Source organism: Pseudorhizobium endolithicum (assembly GCF_902153245.2).
GTDB lineage: Bacteria > Pseudomonadota > Alphaproteobacteria > Rhizobiales > Rhizobiaceae > Neorhizobium > Neorhizobium endolithicum.
The window spans coordinates 299,448-319,108 of sequence record NZ_CABFWF030000001.1 but is presented as its reverse complement, the minus strand read 5'-3'; the positions used below and the strand labels follow the sequence as shown (position 1 = coordinate 319,108).

Below are 19,661 nucleotides of genomic sequence, written 5' to 3'. Positions count from 1 at the left end.
CGGCAAACGATTTGGTTGGTAGATTTTGCAGATTCAAGAGGATTTCAGAAAAAAATCAGCACTCGCCTTGCGTGGCTGCTAACATACTGAACTGGAACAATTATTTCTTATCTGCATTGGAGTTGATGTTGATCAGGCTGCGGTTTTGCGGCAGCCTGATCAAGGTGATGTAACGGAGATGAGAATGAGATTTTCGTCTGATCTGGAATATCAACTCAACGGCTACGGCCTGACGACCGCGCATATCCTCTACCGCATGCCTGACTTCGGCTCCGTGTTGCAGACCTACGTCTGGCAGGACTACGATCTTGCGCCCGATTTCCCCGAGATGCGCAAGTTCCTCGACTTCTGGGAGACAAATCTGGAAGGACCGCTCCATTCTATCCGCTACACCCACAAGCGCCTGATCGGCCCGCACGAATGGAGGCAGATCGACGGGGAGTTCAAGCTGCACTGACTTGAAGGCAGCTTCGGCGCCCGCTGGCTGGCAACAGGCGCCGGCACGCCGCGGTCAGCGCGACACGGCGGGATCTGCGAGCGCCGGCGCGACCGCCGCCGGCGGTTCATCCTCGTAGGCGAGCAGGTCGTGGCAACGCGCAAAGGCCAGGAAGGCGGTTCGGGTGGTGGAGGGCTCCACCTCGCCTGCAAGCGCAGCCTTGCACGCCTTCAAGGCCAGGGAATAACTTTTGTCCCGTCTCCAGGCAGGCCAATCGTCGAGAAACGAACAGGCTGCCATCACGCCATCCACGGTTGCCGGATAGCCGAGGCCGATAATGATCGGCACGGGGGTGTCGAACTTCAAGTCCATCACTTCTCCTCCTGTGCATGACCAGTTTCGAAGACTTGCCGCCTCGGTAGCCGCGCCACAAACAGAGCGGCGATCGCTGCGGCGGGAGGAATATCGGCCCGGTCCGGATCTAATTCAAGAACTCACTCAGGCGTGCAGAGTCAACGTGCGTATAGATCCCGATCCGTCGCGCGTTGGGAATTGTCATCGTCGGCGGAACGTCTATAACCGATCCCTGTATTTGGCATGGGAATGGGTATGTTTCGCCGCGCAGGTTTGTCCGACATCGACGTCAACCAGTTGTTCAACCGCTCGCCGAACCCCTATGTCCTTTTGGACCGGGACCTTCATATCGTCGGAATGAACGGCGCCTATCTCGCGGTAACCATGCGGCGGGAGGAGGATATCCTCGGCCGGAAAATGTTCGATGCCTTTCCGAGCGAGCCGGATTCTCCTTCACACCGTCTACTGCAGCAGTCATTCGCCAAGGTATTCGAAACCGGCGAGATCGATCACGTACCGGTCATTCCCTATCCGATCTCTGCTCCCGATGGGACGATGACGAACCGCTACTGGAGTGCCACCCATACGCCCATCCATGCGGCCGGCGGTAAGGTCGCCTTCATCCTGCAACATACGGTCGATGTCACCGAACTGCACCATCTGCGCCAGGCGAGCGGCGGCGACGACTGGAAGATGCAGACGGATATCATGCGGCGTGCCGATGCCGTCCAGGGACAAAACCAGGCGCTTGGAGAAGAGCGGGAGTATCTCCGCAGCCTGTTCGAGCAGGCGCCCGGTTTCATGGCCGTCCTGCAGGAACCCGAGCACATCTTCACCATTGCAAACCGGACATTCCGGGAGCTGGTCGGGCGTGATGATCTGATCGGGAAGCCGGTTCGTGACGCCTTGCCGGATATCGCAGGGCAGGGCTTCTACGAATTGCTCGACGAAGTCTATCGAACGGGGGTCTCCTATACCGCCCATGCGGCGAGGATTATGCTTGAACGGGGTGACCGCGAGGGTGGCGACGAGCACTATCTCGATTTCGTCTATCAGCCGATCCGAAACGTGGAAGGCCGCGTTACAGGCATCTTTGTCCAAGGCCACGATGTCACTGCCCTGAGACAGGCGCAGGAAACGGCGAGGGCGAATGAAAACCGCTTCCGTACGCTGGCGCAATCCCTTCCCAACCAGGTTTGGACTGCCCAGCCTAACGGGGAGGTGGAATGGTGCAATGACCAGGTCTACCGCTACAGCGGCCTGGACAAGATCTTCTTTGACGCGGCCACCCGCTCCCCGATGATCCACCCGGACGATGTCGAGTCTGTGACCAGGCACTGGCAGGACTGTTTGAGGTCCGGCCGTCTCTTCGAGACGGAGATGCGACTGCGCCGGCATGACGGAACCTACCGGTGGTTCATCAGCCGCGCCGCGCCGATCACCAACAACAACGGAGACATCATTCTCTGGGTTGCAACCAATACGGACATTGAAGAGCAGAAGAAGACGGAGTCCCATCTCGAACATCTGGCCGAATCGCTGGGTCAGACCGTGGAGGCCCGGACGCAGGAACTGGAGCGGACCCAGGAGGCCCTGAGGCAGAGCCAGAAGATGGAGGCCATCGGCAACCTGGCCGGCGGCATCGCCCATGATTTCAACAACCTGCTGCAGGTGATCACCGGGAACCTGCAACTGCTCAACCGGCAGATAGCGGGAGACGAGGTGGCCGAACGGCGGGTGAGCAGCGCGCTTGCCGGGGCAGCGCGCGGCGCCCGGCTCGCCTCGCAGCTCCTGTCCTTCGGCCGCCGGCAGCCGCTGGAGCCCAAGGTCATCAATCTCAGCCGCCTGATCCGGGAAATGGACCACCTGCTGCGGCGTAGCCTGGGCGAGGCGATCGAGATCGACACGATCGTCGGCGGAGGATTGTGGAATACCCTGGTGGATCCGAGCAACGTGGAGAACGCGTTGCTCAATCTGGCGATCAACGCGCGCGACGCCATGGACGGGCAGGGCAAGCTGACGATCGAGCTAGGCAATGCTTTCCTAGACGATGAATATGCGCGCAGCGCCTATGACGTGAAGGCGGGCCAGTATGTGATGCTGGCCGTCAGCGATACCGGCTGCGGAATGACACAGGACATCCTGGAGAAGGTCTTCGACCCGTTCTTCACCACCAAACCTGACGGCAAGGGTACCGGCCTCGGGCTTTCGATGGTCTACGGCTTCGTCAAGCAGTCCGGCGGCCATATCAAGATCTACAGCGAGCCGAGCAACGGCACCACGGTCCGGATCTATCTGCCGCGCTCGCTCGAGGCGGAAGACGTCGTGACGGATGCCCTTACGGGTCCCGTCACCGGTGGATCGGAAACGGTGCTGGTCGTCGAGGATGACGAGGCGGTGCGGGAAGTCACGGTCGGGCTTCTGACGGAGCTCGGCTATAAGGTGCTGAAGGCCAAGGATGCCGACAGCGCCCTTGCGATCGTCGAGAGCGGCGCACCGATCGACCTGCTGTTCACGGATGTGGTCATGCCCGGCCGGCTGAAGAGCCGCGACCTCGCGCGCAAGGCAAAGGAACGGCTTCCGATGCTGGGTGTGCTCTTCACGTCCGGCTATACGGAAAATTCGATCGTTCACGGCGGCCGGCTCGATCCGGGCGTGAACCTCCTCAGCAAGCCCTATACCCGCGAGGCGCTCGCACGGAAGATTAGGCAGGCGATCGAGCAGGGCCGGGAGAAACAAGCTGCCATCGCCGACCCGATGACCGTCGCCTCCGCCGCGCCGCCGGAGCAGGAGCGGGCGCTGCCGATCACCGTGCTTCTCTGCGAGGACGAGGCGCTCATCCGCATCTCCACGGCCGACTTCCTGCAAGATGCGGGCATGAACGTGGTGGAGGCCGGTACCGCCGCCGAGGCCATCTCGGCTGCGGAGAGCCATCCGATCGACATCCTCGTGGCGGATGTTCATCTGCCCGACATGAGCGGCCTGCAGCTGACGCTGAAGCTGCGGGAAACCTTGCCGGACCTGCCCGTAATCTTCGCGACGGGCGACCGGAGCGTGCCGGGCGCGGAGACCCTGGAGCAGACGGCGCTGATCACCAAGCCCTATGACTACGATCTGCTCGCGATACGCATCCGATCCATGGTGACCCGGCGCCGTTGACATCCTCGGTCGGAAACCCGCCCCGGTGGGTTCCGCAGAGGCTGGGCCCCCTCAGATCCTGCCTTCGACTTCGTGCACGACGCGCGTCAGACTGCGGCTGGCCGGAAAGAGCGGAATGAGGCAGGCCTGCAGCGCATGGTAGATGTCGCCTTTTCCCGGAAAGAGCGTATGTGCCGGTACGAGGTCTTCCGTCAGTTCCTCGTGCCAGCCGCCGTGGGCATGGTCCAGGAAACGATTGGCAATGGTGCTCCAGATCAGCCGGTAGCTGTCCTCGTAGAAGTCATCGGCCGGCAGGTGCTCGTTGAGGAAGTGCGCGGCCCCCGCCGCCTCGCACATGGGCCACCAGAGCTTGCTGGTCTTTGCCGGCCGGTCCTCCCAGTCCAGCGTATAAAAGAACCCGCCGCGCTCCTTGTCCCATCCCAGTGACATCGCCTGGACGAAGAGCGCCTTGGCGGCTTCCGCCATCCAGCCGTGCTGCTTGCCGCCCAGCGACCAGAGCTGCAGCAGCAGGCGCGACCACTCCAGCCAGTGGCCGGGGGTGGTCCCGGCCGGTCGGAACATCTCGTTCGGATGGTAGTAGTCCCGGTCGATCCGCCAATCGGCGTCGAAATGCTCGGCCACGCGGAAGCCGACACTGCCGGCGGAGCGGCGGATGACGAGATCGGCGATGCGTTCGGCCCTATCGAGGTAAAGTCTCTCTCCGGTAACCTCGAATGCCGCCATGAGCGCTTCGGTGAGATGCATGTTGGAATTCTGGCCGCGGTATTTCCCGCCGCCGATCGGCGACCAGTCGTTCTCAAACTCCTCGGCGATGGCGCCGTGGTGCTCTTCCCAGAAGCGCGTATCGAGGATTTCGCTGACGTCGGCGAGCATCCGGTCGGCAAGCGGGTGGCCGGCCGTCTTCGCGGAGGAGGCGGCCAGCAGCACGAAAGCATGGCCGTAGCCCTGCTTCGTCGCATCGACAGCGCCGTCGTCGTCGAGCGACCAGACATAGCCGCCATGGCGCTCGTCGCGGTGCCGGTTCCAGAGGTATTGCATGCCATGATCGATGATTTCCCCGGCGCCGGGGCGGCCGAGGAGATAGGCGATCGAGTAGCAGTGAACCATCCGCGCCGAGACGTGAATGCCCCGCACCGCATTACCCGGATCGAGCGGCACTCCTTCCGCAGTCAATTCGTGGAAGCCGCCATTCGGGTTGATGGTGCGATACTGGAAGAAATCCATCAGCGCATCCGCCTGGCGCAGGAGCCACTGACGGTGATAGTCACGCTTGGCCCATGTCCGTGGCGTCGAACCCTGACCGCTCATGAAACTCCTCCGGAAGTCAAAGATTTAGCGTCTGAGCGTATAGCCCGCGCGAGCAATCGTGTCACCGCGTTTGTTGAATCCTCAAGGTGGGTTATTGTTTGACATAAAGATATGTTTATGCGCTTATGGCGCAAATCGGAAAGGGAGACGTCTATGTTCGACGAGCTGTTTGGCCCGCAGGCTGCGCCACGCGATGGAACCGAAGTGCTCGCCGCACTGCAAAAGGTGGCCCGCGAGCGGATACTGATCATCGACGGTGCCATGGGTACCCAGATCCAGGGGCTTGGCTTTAACGAGGATCATTTCCGCGGTGAGCGTTTTGCCGGCTGTGCCTGTCACCAGCAAGACAACAACGACCTGCTCATCCTGACCCAGCCGCAGGCGATCGAGGAGATCCACTATCGCTATGCGATGGCGGGCGCGGACATCCTCGAAACGAACACCTTCTCCTCGACCAGGATCGCGCAGGCCGACTATCAGATGGAGAACGCCGTCTACGACCTCAACCGCGATGGCGCCCGGCTTGCACGCCGTGCGGCGCTGAGGGCGGAGAAGGAAGACGGCAAGCGCCGTTTCGTGGCAGGCGCGCTCGGCCCCACCAACCGCACCGCATCCATCTCGCCCGACGTGAACAATCCCGGTTACCGGGCCGTGACCTTCGATGACCTGCGACTTGCCTATGCCGAGCAGATCGACGGTCTGATCGACGGCGGTGCCGACATCATCCTGATCGAGACGATCTTCGACACGCTGAACGCCAAGGCGGCGATCTTCGCCTGCGAGGAGCGTTTCGCGGAGAAGGGCATCCGTTTGCCCGTGATGATCTCGGGCACGATCACCGATCTTTCCGGCCGCACCCTCTCGGGCCAGACCCCCTCCGCCTTCTGGTATTCGGTGCGGCACGCCAACCCGTTCACGATCGGCCTCAACTGCGCGCTCGGCGCCGACGCCATGCTGCCGCACCTGCAGGAGCTTTCGGGCGTCGCGGATACCTTCATCTGCGCCTATCCGAACGCAGGCCTGCCGAACGAGTTCGGCCAGTACGACGAGACGCCGGCCGACATGGCCCGGCAGGTGGCGGAATTCGCCCGCGAAGGGCTGATCAACGTCATCGGCGGCTGCTGCGGCTCCACGCCGGAGCACATCCGGGCGATCGCCGAGGCGGTCTCGGGCTTCGCGCCGCGGACCGTACCGGAGCACAAGCCGCTGATGTCGCTGGCGGGGCTGGAGCCCTTCGTCCTGACGAAGGACATTCCCTTCGTCAACGTCGGCGAGCGGACCAACGTCACCGGCTCGGCCAAGTTCCGCAAGCTTGTCACCGCGGGCGACTATGCCGCCGCGCTCGTTGTCGCGCAAGACCAGGTGGAGAACGGCGCTCAGATCATCGACATCAATATGGACGAAGGCCTGATCGATTCCGGCCGCGCCATGGTGGAGTTCCTGAACCTGATCGCCGCGGAACCGGACATCGCCAAGGTGCCGGTGATGATCGACTCGTCCAAGTTCGAGATCATCGAGGCAGGCCTGAAATGCGTGCAGGGCAAGGCGGTGGTGAATTCAATCTCGCTCAAGGAGGGCGAGGAGAAGTTCCTCGAGCAGGCGCGGCTCCTGCGCAATTACGGTGCGGCCGTCGTCATCATGGCCTTCGACGAGCAAGGCCAGGCGGACAGCTACGAGCGGAAGGTGGAGATTTCCGCGCGCGCCTACAAGCTTCTGACGGAGGAAGTGAATTTTCCGCCGGAAGACATCATCTTCGATCCGAACATCTTTGCGGTCGCGACGGGGATCGACGAGCACAACAATTACGGCGTCGACTTCATCGAGGCCACGCGCACCATCCGCGAGCGCATGCCGCTCGTGCACGTCTCCGGCGGCGTCTCGAACCTCTCCTTCTCCTTCCGCGGCAACGAGCCGGTGCGCGAGGCGATGCATGCGGTGTTCCTCTACCATGCCATCCAGGCCGGCATGGATATGGGGATCGTCAATGCAGGCCAGCTGGCGGTCTATGAATCGATCGATCCGGAACTGCGGGAGGCCTGCGAGGACGTCGTCCTCAACCGCCGCGCCGATGCGACCGAACGGCTCCTGGACGTGGCTGAGCGCTACCGCGGTGCGGCCGGCAAGGAAGCCAAGGCCCAGGATCTGACATGGCGTGAGTGGCCGGTCGAAAAGCGCCTGGAGCATGCGCTGGTCAACGGCATCACCGAATTCATCGACGCCGATACGGAAGAAGCGAGGCTGCAGGCGAAGCGTCCGCTGGACGTGATCGAAGGGCCGCTGATGGCCGGCATGAACGTCGTGGGCGACCTGTTCGGTTCCGGCAAGATGTTCCTGCCGCAGGTGGTGAAGTCCGCCCGGGTGATGAAGCAGGCGGTCGCCGTCCTGCTGCCTTACATGGAGGAAGAGAAGCGCCTGAACGGCGGCGAGGGGCGCCAGTCCGCCGGCAAGGTGCTGATGGCCACCGTGAAGGGCGACGTCCACGACATCGGCAAGAACATCGTCGGCGTCGTTCTGGCCTGCAACAATTACGAGATCATCGACCTCGGGGTGATGGTGCCGGCGACGAAAATCCTGGAGACGGCGGTGGCGGAGAAGGTCGACATCATCGGCCTCTCGGGCCTCATCACGCCGTCGCTCGACGAGATGGCGCATGTGGCCTCCGAGATGGAGCGCCAGGGCTTCGACATCCCGCTGCTGATCGGCGGAGCGACGACCAGCCGCGTCCATACGGCCGTCAAGATCCACCCGCGCTATGAACGCGGACAGGCGGTCTATGTCACCGATGCCAGCCGTGCGGTCGGCGTGGTGTCCTCGCTGCTTTCGCCTGAAGCGAAGTCCGGCTACGTCGAGACCATCCGGGCGGAATATGCCAAGGTCGCGGCGGCCCATGCGCGGGCCGAATTGGAAAAGAAGCGCCTGCCGCTGGCACGGGCGCGTGAAAATGCCGAGAAACTAGATTGGGCGAACTATCGCCCGACGCGGCCGAGTTTCCTTGGGACGCGCAGCTTCGATCACTATGACCTGGCGGAACTGGCCCGCTATATCGACTGGACGCCGTTCTTCCAGACATGGGAGCTGAAGGGACGCTTCCCGGCCATCCTGGAGGACGAGAAGCAGGGCGAGGCGGCCCGCCATCTGTGGGCCGACGCCCAGGCGATGCTCGCCAAGATCATCGAGGAGAAATGGTTCAGGCCGCGCGCGGTCATCGGCTTCTGGCCCGCCAATACTGTCGGCGACGACATCCGGCTGTTCGCCGATGAGACCCGCGCGCAGGAACTCGCCACCTTCTTCACGCTCCGCCAGCAGTTGTCGAAGCGGGACGGACGTCCCAACGTCGCCTTGTCCGACTTCGTGGCACCTGCGGGCAGCGGCATTGAGGATTATGTCGGCGGTTTCGTCGTTACAGCGGGCTTCGAGGAGATTGCCATTGCCGAGCGTTTCGAGCGGGCAAACGACGACTACTCCTCAATCCTGGTCAAGGCGCTTGCCGACCGGTTTGCAGAGGCCTTTGCCGAGCGCATGCACGAGCGGGTGCGCCGGGAGTTCTGGGGCTATGCGCCGGAGGAGAACTTCACCAATGACGAGCTCGTCAGCGAGGCCTATGGCGGTATCCGTCCGGCGCCGGGCTATCCGGCCCAGCCGGACCATACCGAGAAGGACACGCTCTTCCGTATTCTCGATGCCGAAGCGCAGACAGGGGTTACCCTGACCGAAGGCTATTCGATGTGGCCGGGATCCAGCGTCTCCGGCCTCTATATCGGTCATCCGGATGCGTACTACTTCGGTGTTGCCAAGGTCGAGCGCGACCAGGTGCAGGACTACGCGTCGCGGAAAGGCATGCCGGTAGAGGAGGTCGAGCGATGGCTGGGCCCGGTTCTCAACTACATGCCGGCGCGAGCGGGAGAAACAGCTGACGAGGCGGCCTAGCGGCAGCCAGGCCGGGATTCGCGTCAGTCGCGAACGACCAGAAGGTCCTGGGACGAGAAGTTGAGGGTCACCTTCTCGCCCGGTGTCGGCATCGTCAGGTCGGGTGCGTTGAACGTGTCGAAGGAGACGGCGTTTGCGCCCACTGCGATCTTGGTGCGCACGACGGATCCGAGGAAGCTGGACGAAATGACCTCTCCTTGAAGGCGGCTGTCGCCGGTGCTGGAAAGGGAACCCGCCTCGGGACGCAGTGCCAGGAGGATCGGGTCCCCGGCCTTGTGGCTCCCCGGCATCTCTCGCAGCGCGATCACCTGGTCCCCGATGCGCACGGTGCGGGCAGCCGGGTCTTCCACTGTCGCATCGATCATGTTGAGGGTGCCGACAAAGGACGCGACGAAGCGGGTGGCGGGGCGGTTGTAGATTTCCGAGGGCGTGCCGATCTGGTCGGCGCGGCCTGCATTCATCACCACGATACGGTCCGAAATCGACAGCGCCTCTTCCTGGTCATGCGTGACGAAGACCGTGGTGATGCCGAGCTGCCGCTGGATCTGGCGGATCTCCTCGCGCAGCGAGATGCGGATCTTGGCATCGAGCGCCGACAGCGGCTCGTCGAGCAGCAGGAGCTGCGGCTTAGGCGCCAGCGCCCGGGCAAGTGCCACGCGCTGCTGCTGGCCCCCGGACATCTGGTAGGGGTAGCGGTCGGCGAGGTGCTCCAGGCGGATGAGCGCCAGCATTTCCTTCACCCGGGCCTGGATCTCAGCCTTGGGCGTGCCGGCGACCTTCAGCCCGAAGGCGACGTTGTCGAAGACGTTCATGTTGGGAAACAGCGCATAGGCCTGGAACACCATGCCGATATTGCGCTGGTTCGTCTTCAGCCGGTTCTGGTCCTTTCCATTGATGCTGATCGTGCCGCCGCTTGGCGTCTCGAAGCCCGCGATCATTCTCAGGACTGTCGTCTTGCCGCAGCCAGACGGGCCGAGGAAGGAGACGAACTCGCCCTTATCGATCGACATGTTGAAGTCCTTCACCACCTGGACGGCGCCGAAGCTTTTCTGGAGGTTGTCGAGAACCAGGAACGACATGCAGCGAAAATCCTTAGATGCGCGAGGGCGCCGCCTTGCTGAAGCGCGACACGATCTGGATGAGACCGAGGCAACCCCAGGTGATGGCGAAGGCGATGACGGAGAGGGCGAAGGGTTCATAAGCCTTGTTGGCGCCGATCCGCTGGAGATACGGTCCGAAGGCGGGGCGGTCGAGGAGCGCGGCCAGGGTGAACTCGCCGATGACGATCGCGAAGGTGAGGAAGGCGCCCGATAGGACCGCCGGCACCACGTTCGGCAGGATGACGCGCCGGAGGATCGTGAACCAACCGGCGCCGAGGCTCTGTGCCGCTTCAGTCAGAGTGGCCACGTCGATCGTCCGCAACCCGGTATCGACCGCCCGATACATGTAGGGCAGGGCGAGGGTCGTATAGCCGAATGCGAGCAGGGCGTTCGTGCCGAAGACGGAACCGGTCAGCGGCAGCCAGCTCGAGGTGTTGTAGAGCCGGATATAGCCGAAGACGATAACGATGGCCGGGATCACCAGCGGCAGGAGGGTCACGAATTCCACGTAGGGCCGGGCCCACGGCATCTTCAGGCGCACCCAGAAGGCCGTGGGCACGACGATCAGGATGCCGATCGCGATCGTCACCAGGGCCATCACCACCGAATAGGTGAAGGTCGCCTGGAACTGCGGGTCGGCAAAGACCTCCCGGTAGGCATCGAAGGAATAGACGCCGCGCCGCGCCTTCAGGGAAAACTCGAAAAGACCGCCCAGCGGTATGAAGAAATAGAGCAGCCCGAAGATCAGGACGGCCCAGCCGATGATGCGCGCGCCGATACTCATTTCAGCCACCTTTCGGCGCGGATGCGCAGCCAGATGTAGACGATGTTGGCGATCGCGGTGACGACGATCATGCCGAAGGCCATGGCATAGCCGAGGTTCGGATTGCCCAGCACGTCGCCACGGATCTGCGCGAAGAGCTGGATCGGCACGATGTTGAGGCTGGAGCCCGTCAGGGCGATGGCGGTCGCCACGGCGCCGAAGGCATTGGCAAACAGCAGCGCGAAGGTCCCGAGCAGCGAGGGAAACAGGATCGGCAGGGCCACCATCCGCCAGTATTGCAGGGTCGTGGCACCGAGAACCTGTGCGGCCTCCCGCCATTCGCGCCGCAGGCCTTCGAGAGCGGGCGTGATGATCAGGATCATCAGCGGGATCTGGAAGAAAAGGTAGGTGACGGTGAGACCCCAGAAGCTCAGGATATTGAACCCGAGGTCGCGCTGCAGGACGATCCCAAAGTTCTGGCGGAGAAATAGCGTGACGAGGCCGACCGGGCCGAAGGTGGCCAGGAAGGCGAAGGCGAGCGGCACGCCCGCGAAGTTCGACGCGACGCCGGAGAACGTCATCAGCGGGGACCTGATCCAGCGAGGAACGGCTCCGAAGACCACCGCGGATGCCATGCCAAAACCGATAAGGCAGCCGAGCGCGGCCGAGGTCGCGGAAATCTTGATCGAGACCCAGTAGCTCGAGGGAATCGTACCGCTATTGAGATCCAGGATGTTCTGGAGCGTGAAGGAGCCGTCACGCGTTTGGAAGGCACCGATCACGATGTGCATGGTCGGCAGCAGAAGGAACAGCAGGACGAACACGGCGAAGGGCATCAGGCCCAGCCAGGTCAGCGAAAGACGCAGCCGTGGGGCGGGAGAGGCTTGGTTCATCGGCGCGGTCTTCCCCCTTTGGCTCATTCCCGTCTGCGGCAAAACTACGGCAAGCTCGGCTGAAATGGCAAGCCCGACCCGAGGAGTCGGGCCGGGCTCACGGAAGTAGCGTACTTATTGAACGTTGGCGCCGACGACGCTGTCCCAGCCGCCGGTGACGGCAGCCTTGTTGGCGTTCTGCTCCTCAACGGTCGGGAAGACGGCGGCCTCATAGCTTTCGGCCGGCGGCAGCGCATCCAGGAGTTCCTGCGGGATCTTGCCGGCCTTGGCCATGGCGTTGAAGCGCGCCGGGTGGCAATAGCCCTTCAGCCACAGGTTCTGGCCTTCGTCGGAGTAGAGATACTCCATCCACAGCTTGGCGGCATTCGGGTGAGGCGCGTAGGCGGAGATGCCCTGAACATACACACCGGCGAGCACACCGGTCTTCGGAACGACCACCTCCACGGGCGGATTGTCCTTCAGTTCGTCGCGCCATGCGAGCGCGTTGTAGTCCCAGGCGATGGAGATCGGTGTCGCGCCCTGGGCGATCGTGCCGGCCTTGGCGATGACGGGAACGAAGTTTCCGGCCTTGTTCAACTCGGCGAAATATTCCAGGCCCGCCTTGCCGGATTCCTCCCCGGCTTTCGCTCCCTTGGAGAGACCTGCGGCGAGAACGGCAAGGATCGCCTGGTTGGAGGCGCGCGGATCACCGGCAAGGGCGACCTGACCGGCGTAGTCCGGCTTCAGGAGGTCGGCCCAGTCCTGCGGTACCGTCTCGACCATGTCCTTGTTCACGATGAACGACAGAACGCCGTAATAGTCACCGTACCAATGGCCTTCGGGGTCCTTGATCTCGTCCGGGATCTCGTCCCAGGTCGAAACCTTGTAGGGCTGGAGCAGGCCTTCTTCCTTCATTTGTGGGCCGAAGGACAGGCCGACATCAATCACGTCGGGAGCTTGCGGGCCCTTGTTGTCCTTGTTGGCCTTGATGGCTTCCACTTCGTCGGCAGAGCCGGCATCGGGGTTCAGTTCGTTGACCTGGATTTCCGGGTACTTGGCCTTGAAGCCGGCGATGACCTCACCATAGCCGCACCAGCTGTGGGGCAGGGCGATGGTGGTCAGCATGCCTTCCTTCTTGGCGGCTTCGATCAGTTCCGCGCTCGGCTCGGCGAAAGCGACGCTCGTCGAGGCGATGACGACGGCGGTCGTCAGTGAGAGAAGGCGGTGGGTCTTGTTGAGCACGATATCCTCCTGAGGTTTGGTCGTGTGGCGGCGACTCGTAGGGCCGGTTCATGTACCGTATGTGACAGTCTGCACAGGTGAGCATTCGCTGATAAGTGTCTTTCGCTGCAGGTATTTCGCCCGCCCTTCATTCGAGTTTATGCCGGTGGGGACGGCGAAAAAGCCGCGACTGCTCGAAGAGCTGTTCGAGCGAATTCATACGCTCCCGCGTCCTGTCCCAGGTGGCGCTCTGCACGGCTTCGATCAGCGCCTCGACGACGAAGAGTGTCACCACAGAGGAATCCCAGGCGCTCGGTGCCTCGATCCGCACGCGGAAGGTATGCCTCGCATGCTTGGCGACGGGCGAAGTCCATACGTCGGTCATCAGGATGATGACGATGCCGTTCGCCTTGGCCACTTCCGCCAACGTGGCCATTTCCTGCTCGTAGCGGCGGATGTCGAAGATCACCAGGACGTCGCCGCGGTTCATGTTCAGAACATGCTGCGGCCAGGAACTGGAGTTCGTGGAGATCAGCGTCGTCTTCGGACGGATGACCTGCATGTGGGTGAAGAAGTATTCCGCCAGCGCGCCGGTGATGCGCCCGCCGACGAAGTAGATGCTGCGTTCCCGGTCACCCAGGAGGGCCGCGGCATCCTCAAAGGTTCTGGTGTCCAGTTCCGAAAGGGTGTCGCGAAGGTTGGCGGTGATCGCCTCGGCGAAGCGATTGAGGATATGCGTTCCCGGTGCGTTGAGCACCCAGCGGTCGTGCTTGGCGATCGGGTTGGAGATCGTCTCCTCCAACTCGTGATGCAGGTGGGACTGGAACTCGGGATAGCCCTTGAAGCCGAGCTTCTGCACCATGCGGGCCACAGTCGGCGTCGAGACACCGGCGTTTTCCGCGATCGTGGTGATGCTCCCGAGGCCCGACACCGGATAGTTCTCCAAGATCCTGTCGGCCAACTGCCTTTCTGCACGCGTCAGGCTGTCGTAGCTTGAGCGGATGACATCCGAGACGGTGCGTGCAGCTGTTGGCACTGAAGCTATTCCCTTCCGGTCTTCGCCGGTTGAAGAAGATTTAACTCTTCTTTTGTTTCTCGAGTCAACTGAGATGATGAAGAGAATTTTTCAGAGCCGCATTGACGGAAGGCGAAAGATGAAGAATTCTCTTCTTCGTGTTCCACACTCTCAATCCGAGCGCCATGCTGGCCGAAACGACATTCTTCACGGAAAGCGACGGTGAGCCGGTGGCGGTCGAAAACGTCCAGGGGCGAAGCGAAATCCTGCTCGTTTGCGAGCATGCCTCCCGCCGGCTGCCCGAGAGATACGGAAATCTCGGCCTCTCTGAAGATGCGCTCGCCTCCCACATTGCCTGGGATCCGGGTGCGCTTGCCGTCGCGCAGGTGATGTCGAGGCAGCTAGATGCCACGCTGATCTATCAGCGGTTTTCCCGTCTGATCTACGACTGCAACCGGCCGCCCGAATCGCCCGCCGCCATGCGCGATGTCAGCGAGATCTTCCGAATTCCGGGCAACGAGAACCTGTCGGAGGCGGAGAAATCCCTTCGCACGACTTCGCTTTATCTGCCGTTCCAGGGGGCTATCCGCGACGAGATAGCGGCGCGGCGGGCAAGGGGGCTGGAGACGGTTCTGGTCACCGTTCACAGCTTCACGCCGGTCTATTTTGGGCGGAAGCGGGCGGTCGAGATCGGCATCCTGCACGACAAGGACAGCCGGCTGGCGGATGCGATGCTCAGGTCCGCGGTGGATACGAATCTCTACCGGGTGGAACGGAACGAGCCTTATGGTGCCGCCGACGGCGTGACCCATACGCTTGAAGTTCACGCCTTGCCTGCCGGGCTTTTGAACGTAATGATCGAGATCCGCAACGACCTGATCGTCGACGAGACGGGGCAGGGAGTGGCGGCGGATTTCCTCAGCGGGCTGCTGAGGGAAAGCATGGATGCGCTGAAGGCAGATAACAAGAACAGCGGCGCGTAATGAGGTGGAACAGACTGGGAGAATGAAAGGGTGCTCAATCACATAATCCTAGCTGCGGCAGGCCCTGATGCCTGACGTGCTGAAAACCTATGTGCGGGTCGTGGACCGCTTCAACCGCGGTGTCGGACGCATCACCATGTACCTGATCTTCGTGATGATGGGCATCCTGTTGTGGTCGTCCGTTTCGAAATCGTTCTTCCTGCCGTCTCTCTGGACCCTCGAGATGGCCCAGTTCGTCATGGCTGCCTACTATATCCTCGGCGGCGCATACTCCCTGCAACTTGATTCACACGTCCGGATGGACCTCGCCTATGGTCGCTGGTCTCCGAAGACCAAGGCGGTGGTGGACGTGATCACCATCTTCATGCTGTTCGTCTACCTCTTCTTCCTCCTCTACGGCGGCGTCTCCAGCACGGCTTACGCCATCCAGTACAACGAGACGAGCTATTCCTCCTGGTCTCCCTACATGGCGCCGATCAAGATCATGATGGTCATCGGCATCTTCCTGACCTTCCTCCAGGCGACCTCGATCTTCATCAAGGATCTTGCCGTCGCGCTCGGGAGGCCGCTGGCATGAGCGCGGAACTGATCATCCTCTTCATGTTCTCGTCCATGCTGCTCAGCATGCTGACGGGCCAACGCGTCTTCGCCGTCATCGGGTTCGTGGGTGTCGTGGCTGCCGCGATCCTGTGGGGAAATGGCGGCTTCGAGATGGGTTTCGCCGCGGCGATGAAACTGATGAAGTGGTATCCGCTTCTGACGCTACCGATGTTCATCTTCATGGGCTACCTGCTGTCGGAATCGGGGATCGCCGAGGATCTCTACAAAGCCTTCCACGTCTGGATGGGCGGGCTGCGCGGCGGCCTGGCGCTCGGCACGATCGGCTTGATGGTCATCATCTCGGCCATGAACGGCCTGTCGGTCGCAGGCATGGCCATCGGCGCCACCATAGCGCTCCCGGAACTGCTCAAACGCGGCTATGACAAGATCATGGTGTCGGGCGTCATCCAGGCTGGCAGTTCGCTCGGCATCCTGGTGCCGCCGAGCGTCGTGCTGGTGCTCTACGGCATGATCGCCCGCCAGCCCGTTGGGCAGCTCTGGCTCGCAGGCGTCTTTCCGGGTCTGCTGCTCGCGGCACTCTTTGCGATCTACATCGTGATCCGCTGCCACCTCAATCCATCGCTCGGTCCGGTCCTTCCCAAGGAAGAGCGCGACCTGCCGCTGTCGGAGAAGCTGAAGCTCCTGAAGGCGGGGATACTTCCCTTCCTCATCTTCTTCCTGATGATGGGCCTGTTCCTGATGGGCTATACGAGCCTTGTGGAAAGCTCCGCGGTGGGCGCACTGTCCGCCCTCGCAGTGGCGGCATTCAAGCGCAGGCTCGGCAATGGCGTGCTTACGCGTACGATCGAGCAGACGCTCGGCATCTCCTGCATGTTCATGTGGATCATCCTCGCCGCCCTCTGCTTCGGCGCTGTCTTCGACGGGTTGGGGGCGGTGCGGGCAATCGAGGGCCTGCTGATCAACGACTGGGGCCTCTCACCCTGGACGATCCTCATCATGATGCAGCTTTCCTTCATCCTGATGGGCATGTTCCTCGACGACACCGCCATGCTGGTGATCGTCGCGCCGCTCTACATCCCGCTGGTCGGCAAGCTCGGCTTCGACCTGATCTGGTACGGCGTGCTCTACACGATCACCTGCCAGATCTCCTACATGACCCCGCCCTTCGGCTATAATCTCTTCCTCATGCGGGCCATGGCGCCGCCGGAGATTTCGCTTGCGGACATCTATCGGTCCGTCTGGCCCTTCGTCATCGTCATGATGATCGGGCTCGCCATCATCATGGCCTTCCCGCAGATCGCACTCTGGCTGCCGGAGCAGGTCAATGTCCGCGGCTGATCGAAACGCATCACAAGAGCCCGGTCCACGGGCCATCTTCACCCGCCGGAGCCGTCCGGCGTGGCGTGACTGGATCAATCATCAACAGAGGGAACAGACATGACCAACAGAAGACAATTCCTGAAGACGGCGGGGCTCACGGCTGCCGCAGCCGGCCCGGCCATGCTGGCCGCACCCTATGTGAAGGCGCAGGCGCCGATCCGCTGGCGCCTGCAGACCTACGCGGGTCCGGCACTTGCCGAGCACGTCATCAAGCCGGCGATCGATTCCTTCAACAAAATCGCCGAAGGGCAGATGGAGATTGAACTCTATACCGCAGACCAGCTCGTCCCGACGGGCGAACTCTTCCGCGCCATGCAGGCCGGCACGATCGACGCGGTCCAGTCGGACGACGACTCGATGAACTCGCCGGTCGACATCAAGGTGTTCGGCGGCTACTTCCCCTTCGCCTCGCGCTACAGCCTCGACGTGCCGACGCTGTTCCACCAGTACGGGCTGAAAGATATCTGGGAGGAGGCCTATAACGAGGTCGGCGTGAAGTGGCTCTCCGCCGGCGCCTGGGACCCCTGCAACTTCGCCACCAACAAGCCGCTGAAGAGCCTGGAAGACCTCAAGGGCCTGCGCATCTTCACCTTCCCGACCGCCGGCCAGTTCCTCACCCGCTTCGGCGTCGTGCCGGTGACGCTGCCGTGGGAAGACGTGCAGGTCGCCATGCAGACGGGCGAGATCGACGGCATCGCCTGGTCCGGCATCACCGAGGACTATACGGTCGGCTGGGCCGACGTGACGAAATATTTCCTCACCAACAATATCTCCGGCGCCTGGTGCGGGTCGTTCTTTGCCAATGCCGATCGCTGGAACGAGGTGCCGGACAATCTCAAGGAGCTCTTCAAGCTTGCCATGGATTCCTCGCACTACTACCGCCAGTACTGGTATTGGGGCGGCGAGGCGCAGCTTCGCACCGAGGGCACCAAGCTCGAACTGACTACCATTCCGGAGGCGGAGTGGAAGACGGTTGAAACGGAAGCCCTGAAGTTCTGGGATGAGATCGCGGCCACTAGCCCCCGCTGCGCGAAGGTCGTGGAGATCCTGAAGAAGTACCGCGACACGATGGAGAAGGCCGGGCCTCCATACCGCTACAGCTGACAAGACAGAGGCGGGGCGGCTCCGGCGCGCCCCGCCATTCCTCCAATGCTCGTCCCGATGGAAGCCTCCATGACCACAAACTATAGCTTTGACGACCTGAAACGCGATGTCGCGGATGGCCGGATCGATACCGTTCTCGCCTGCCTCGTGGACATGCAGGGTCGCCTGATGGGTAAGCGCTTCCAGGCGCAATTCTTCGTGGAAGGCGCCTATGAGGAAACCCATAGCTGCAACTACCTGCTCGCCACCGACATGGAGATGGAAACCGTCTCTGGCTTCAAGGCGACCAGCTGGGAAAAGGGCTATGGCGACTACACGATGAAGCCCGACCTTTCGACGCTACGTCGCGTGCCCTGGCTCGAAGGAACCGCTCTCGTCCTCTGCGACGTGCTGGACCATCACACCCATGAGGACGTGCCACATTCGCCGCGCGCCATCCTCAAGAAGCAGGTTGCCCGCCTTGAAGCCATGGGCATGAAGGCCTTCATGGCGACCGAGCTCGAATTCTACCTGTTCGACCAGACCTATGAACAGGCGCATGCCGCCGGCTACCGCGGGCTGAAGACCGCCAGCGCCTATAATGAAGACTACCACATCTTCCAGACGAGCAAGGAAGAGGACGTCATGCGGGCAATCCGCAACGGGTTGCAGGCCGCCGGCATCCCGGTGGAGAATTCCAAGGGCGAGGCCTCGGCCGGGCAGGAGGAGATCAATGTCCGCTATGCCGATGCACTGACCATGGCCGACCGGCACGTAGTCATCAAGAATGCCTGCAAGGAGATCGCCTGGTCGAAAGGCAAGGCGATCACCTTCCTCGCCAAGTGGAACTATAATGCGGCCGGGTCCTCCTCACACATCCACCAGTCGCTGTGGAGCGGGGATGGAAAGACGCCGCTTTTCTTCGACAAGGACGCCGAGCACGGCATGTCGGAGACGATGAAGCACTACGTCGCGGGCCTGCTCGCCCATGCCGGCGAGATCACCTATTTCCTGGCGCCCTACATCAATTCCTACAAGCGGTTCATGGCCGGCACCTTCGCGCCCACCAAGGCCATCTGGTCGAAGGACAACCGCACGGCTGGCTATCGCCTCTGCGGGGAGGAAACGAAAGGCATCCGCATCGAGTGCCGCGTCGGTGGCTCCGATCTCAATCCCTATCTCGCCATGGCGGCACTTCTCGCCGCCGGAATTGACGGGATCGAAAACCGGATGGAACTGGAGCCAGCCTTCGAGGGTGATGCTTATGGCGGCAAGGACATTCGCGAGATCCCGCACACGCTGCGCGACGCAACGGCCTTGATGTCAGGCTCCGCCATGCTGCGCTCCGCCTTCGGTGACGACGTCATCGACCACTATACGCGGGCGGCGCAATGGGAGCAGGAAGAATACGATCGTCGCATCACCGATTGGGAAGTGGCGCGCGGCTTCGAGCGGGCTTAGTACTCGGCCAACAAGATCATAAACCACAGGAAGTGTGA

Annotated in this window: 15 protein-coding genes; 8 read left to right on the top strand and 7 right to left on the bottom strand. The window is 62.2% G+C overall.

The features are described 5' to 3' along the window. The first annotated feature begins 184 nt into the window (after positions 1 to 184). On the top strand, positions 185 to 457 hold the full coding sequence (locus RTCK_RS01725; RefSeq protein WP_142591127.1) for an usg protein: 273 nt from the start codon (positions 185 to 187) through the stop codon (positions 455 to 457). A 54-nt stretch (positions 458 to 511) separates the two neighbouring features. Here the strand turns inward: RTCK_RS01725 and RTCK_RS01720 are convergent, their stop codons facing one another. Continuing rightward, positions 512 to 808 (bottom strand): DUF982 domain-containing protein, encoded by a 297-nt coding sequence (locus RTCK_RS01720; RefSeq protein ID WP_142591125.1) that lies wholly within the window; start codon positions 806 to 808, stop codon positions 512 to 514. Positions 809 to 1,045: 237 nt separating this feature from the next. Here RTCK_RS01720 and RTCK_RS01715 point away from each other — a divergent pair, with 237 nt between their 5' ends. Next, positions 1,046 to 3,949 (top strand): PAS domain-containing protein, encoded by a 2,904-nt coding sequence (locus RTCK_RS01715; protein ID WP_185927869.1) that lies wholly within the window; start codon positions 1,046 to 1,048, stop codon positions 3,947 to 3,949. 51 nt (positions 3,950 to 4,000) lie between these two features. Here the strand turns inward: RTCK_RS01715 and RTCK_RS01710 are convergent, their stop codons facing one another. Next, positions 4,001 to 5,257 (bottom strand): AGE family epimerase/isomerase, encoded by a 1,257-nt coding sequence (locus tag RTCK_RS01710; RefSeq protein ID WP_142591121.1) that lies wholly within the window; start codon positions 5,255 to 5,257, stop codon positions 4,001 to 4,003. A 153-nt stretch (positions 5,258 to 5,410) separates the two neighbouring features. On the opposite strand from RTCK_RS01710, the gene metH reads away from it, so the two are divergent. Beyond that, positions 5,411 to 9,184 carry a methionine synthase gene (metH, locus tag RTCK_RS01705; protein ID WP_142591119.1) on the top strand — a complete coding sequence of 1,258 codons (3,774 nt, stop codon included), beginning with the start codon at positions 5,411 to 5,413 and terminating at the stop codon, positions 9,182 to 9,184. A gap of 23 nt (positions 9,185 to 9,207) precedes the next feature. Here metH and RTCK_RS01700 read toward each other — a convergent pair whose 3' ends face one another. The 5 genes from RTCK_RS01700 to RTCK_RS01680 form a co-directional block, all read right to left on the bottom strand. Continuing rightward, a complete protein-coding gene (locus tag RTCK_RS01700) occupies positions 9,208 to 10,263 on the bottom strand; it encodes an ABC transporter ATP-binding protein (protein ID WP_142591116.1) in 1,056 nt (351 codons plus the stop codon). A 13-nt stretch (positions 10,264 to 10,276) separates the two neighbouring features. Then, positions 10,277 to 11,068 (bottom strand): ABC transporter permease, encoded by a 792-nt coding sequence (locus tag RTCK_RS01695; protein WP_142520231.1) that lies wholly within the window; start codon positions 11,066 to 11,068, stop codon positions 10,277 to 10,279. After that, positions 11,065 to 11,940 carry an ABC transporter permease gene (locus RTCK_RS01690; protein WP_142591114.1) on the bottom strand — a complete coding sequence of 292 codons (876 nt, stop codon included), beginning with the start codon at positions 11,938 to 11,940 and terminating at the stop codon, positions 11,065 to 11,067. The genes RTCK_RS01695 and RTCK_RS01690 overlap by 4 nt, the downstream gene beginning before the upstream one ends. Before the next feature lie 114 nt (positions 11,941 to 12,054). Next, on the bottom strand, positions 12,055 to 13,161 hold the full coding sequence (locus RTCK_RS01685) for an ABC transporter substrate-binding protein (RefSeq protein WP_142520233.1): 1,107 nt from the start codon (positions 13,159 to 13,161) through the stop codon (positions 12,055 to 12,057). A gap of 127 nt (positions 13,162 to 13,288) precedes the next feature. Next, on the bottom strand, positions 13,289 to 14,176 hold the full coding sequence (locus RTCK_RS01680; protein WP_142591113.1) for a MurR/RpiR family transcriptional regulator: 888 nt from the start codon (positions 14,174 to 14,176) through the stop codon (positions 13,289 to 13,291). A gap of 164 nt (positions 14,177 to 14,340) precedes the next feature. Between RTCK_RS01680 and RTCK_RS01675 the strand changes: the two genes are divergently transcribed. From RTCK_RS01675 to RTCK_RS01655, 5 genes are all read left to right on the top strand, one after another. Next, positions 14,341 to 15,138: an N-formylglutamate amidohydrolase gene (locus RTCK_RS01675; protein WP_142591440.1), complete on the top strand. Its 798-nt coding sequence runs from the start codon at positions 14,341 to 14,343 to the stop codon at positions 15,136 to 15,138. A gap of 67 nt (positions 15,139 to 15,205) precedes the next feature. Next, entirely contained in the window at positions 15,206 to 15,715 is a 510-nt protein-coding gene (locus tag RTCK_RS01670) for a TRAP transporter small permease subunit (protein ID WP_142591111.1), read from the top strand. Further along, positions 15,712 to 17,037 carry a TRAP transporter large permease gene (locus RTCK_RS01665; protein WP_142591109.1) on the top strand — a complete coding sequence of 442 codons (1,326 nt, stop codon included), beginning with the start codon at positions 15,712 to 15,714 and terminating at the stop codon, positions 17,035 to 17,037. Before RTCK_RS01670 ends, RTCK_RS01665 begins: the two co-directional genes overlap by 4 nt. Before the next feature lie 99 nt (positions 17,038 to 17,136). Next, entirely contained in the window at positions 17,137 to 18,183 is a 1,047-nt protein-coding gene (locus RTCK_RS01660) for a TRAP transporter substrate-binding protein (RefSeq protein ID WP_142591107.1), read from the top strand. A gap of 69 nt (positions 18,184 to 18,252) precedes the next feature. Then, positions 18,253 to 19,623 (top strand): glutamine synthetase family protein, encoded by a 1,371-nt coding sequence (locus RTCK_RS01655; RefSeq protein ID WP_142591106.1) that lies wholly within the window; start codon positions 18,253 to 18,255, stop codon positions 19,621 to 19,623. Positions 19,624 to 19,661: the final 38 nt, after the last annotated feature.

Excerpts from the sequence above, each read along its gene's own strand:
- RTCK_RS01725 (WP_142591127.1), top strand. The coding sequence starts at position 185 with ATGAGATTTTCGTCTGATCTGGAATATCAACTCAACGGCTACGGCCTG.
- RTCK_RS01710 (WP_142591121.1), bottom strand. The coding sequence starts at position 5,257 with ATGAGCGGTCAGGGTTCGACGCCACGGACATGGGCCAAGCGTGACTAT.
- RTCK_RS01660 (WP_142591107.1), top strand. The coding sequence starts at position 17,137 with ATGACCAACAGAAGACAATTCCTGAAGACGGCGGGGCTCACGGCTGCC.
- RTCK_RS01690 (WP_142591114.1), bottom strand. The coding sequence starts at position 11,940 with ATGAACCAAGCCTCTCCCGCCCCACGGCTGCGTCTTTCGCTGACCTGG.
- RTCK_RS01670 (WP_142591111.1), top strand. The coding sequence starts at position 15,206 with ATGCCTGACGTGCTGAAAACCTATGTGCGGGTCGTGGACCGCTTCAAC.
- RTCK_RS01700 (WP_142591116.1), bottom strand. The coding sequence starts at position 10,263 with ATGTCGTTCCTGGTTCTCGACAACCTCCAGAAAAGCTTCGGCGCCGTC.
- RTCK_RS01715 (WP_185927869.1), top strand. The coding sequence starts at position 1,046 with ATGTTTCGCCGCGCAGGTTTGTCCGACATCGACGTCAACCAGTTGTTC.
- RTCK_RS01720 (WP_142591125.1), bottom strand. The coding sequence starts at position 808 with ATGGACTTGAAGTTCGACACCCCCGTGCCGATCATTATCGGCCTCGGC.
- RTCK_RS01675 (WP_142591440.1), top strand. The coding sequence starts at position 14,341 with ATGCTGGCCGAAACGACATTCTTCACGGAAAGCGACGGTGAGCCGGTG.
- metH (WP_142591119.1), top strand. The coding sequence starts at position 5,411 with ATGTTCGACGAGCTGTTTGGCCCGCAGGCTGCGCCACGCGATGGAACC.
- RTCK_RS01655 (WP_142591106.1), top strand. The coding sequence starts at position 18,253 with ATGACCACAAACTATAGCTTTGACGACCTGAAACGCGATGTCGCGGAT.
- RTCK_RS01665 (WP_142591109.1), top strand. The coding sequence starts at position 15,712 with ATGAGCGCGGAACTGATCATCCTCTTCATGTTCTCGTCCATGCTGCTC.
- RTCK_RS01695 (WP_142520231.1), bottom strand. The coding sequence starts at position 11,068 with ATGAGTATCGGCGCGCGCATCATCGGCTGGGCCGTCCTGATCTTCGGG.